General features: G+C 42.5%; 1 protein-coding gene. It reads left to right on the top strand.

Features of this window, described 5'->3' with window-relative positions:
- Nucleotides 1–427: 427 nt before the first annotated feature.
- A partial coding sequence (gene ltrA, locus M3204_RS23425) for a group II intron reverse transcriptase/maturase (protein WP_251489050.1) occupies nt 428–1,343 on the top strand: 916 nt, incomplete at its 3' end.

The raw sequence follows: 1,343 nt of genomic DNA, 5'->3' as shown, positions 1-1,343 counted from the left end.
CGGTCTGAGGAACACGAACTTCATATAAGGCTAGGTACCATTGGATGAGTTTGCGTAACAAAACAAAGTCCTTACTGCCCAAGATGGTACAGAGTAAATGAAGCAGATAGATGGAGGGAAAGACTGTACTCTTACCCGGGGAGGTCTGGTTGAAATGCCAAGTACACTTGGTAACCTATCTAGCAATAGATAGCTGAACAACCAGAAGTCAGCAGAGGTCATAGTACCCTACCTTCTCGAGACGGTAAGGGAAGGACTGAACAATTAGGAAGAACGAGAACTAGGCATATAATTCCTGTAGAGAAGCAGACAATCCGAAAGGACTTACTTGAAGGAGGAAGTGGTGAATTCCACAGGGGACTTCATGAGGGTGGAGCAGGAATAACATAAATAGATTTCTACGTTCACGTCGAAAGGAAATATCACAATGTTAATGGATCTGATTCTGTCACGGGAAAACTTAATAGAAGCACTTAAACGTGTGGAGAAGAACAAAGGGAGTCACGGCATAGATGGAATGTCCGTAAAATCCCTACGAAGACATCTTTATGAGAACTGGGACACCCTTTGTGACTCTTTAAGGAAAGGTACCTATCAACCTAACCCAGTCCGTCGAGTCGAAATCCCGAAACCGAACGGTGGAGTAAGGTTACTAGGGATACCTACCGTGACAGACCGGTTCATCCAACAGGCTATCGCCCAAGTTCTAACCCCGCTTTTTGACCCAACCTTTTCAGAACATAGTTATGGATTTAGACCAAACCGAAGAGGTCACGACGCTGTTCGTAAAGCTAAGGGATATATAAGTGAAGGTTATAGATGGGTGATTGACATGGACTTGGAGAAATTCTTTGACAAAGTGAATCATGATAAATTGATGGGGATACTGGCAAATAAAATCCAAGACCGATTGGTCTTGAAATTGATACGGAAATATCTTCAAGCAGGAATCATGATAAATGGTGTAGTCTATGATGCAGAAGAAGGAACACCACAAGGAGGTCCACTGAGCCCTCTTCTTTCGAATATCCTTTTGGATAAGCTCGATAAAGAGTTAGAAAAGAGAGGTCACAAGTTTGTCCGCTACGCCGATGATTGTAATATTTACATGAAATCGAAGAAAGCTGGAGAACGAGTGATGAACTCGATTACATGCTTCATTGAGCGGAAATTAAAGCTCAAAGTAAATAGAGGAAAATCAGCGGTTGACCGCCCGTGGAAACGAAAGTTCCTCGGCTTTAGCTTTACGGTTAATAGGATACCGAAGGTTCGTATAGCAAATGAAAGTATCAAAAGGCTTAAAGCTAAAATACGAGAACTAACCTCCCGTTCTAAACCAATTC

The organism is Mesobacillus subterraneus, from assembly GCF_023715485.1.
GTDB lineage: Bacteria > Bacillota > Bacilli > Bacillales > Cytobacillaceae > Mesobacillus > Mesobacillus subterraneus_B.
This window is presented reverse-complemented; position numbering and strand designations above follow the sequence as displayed.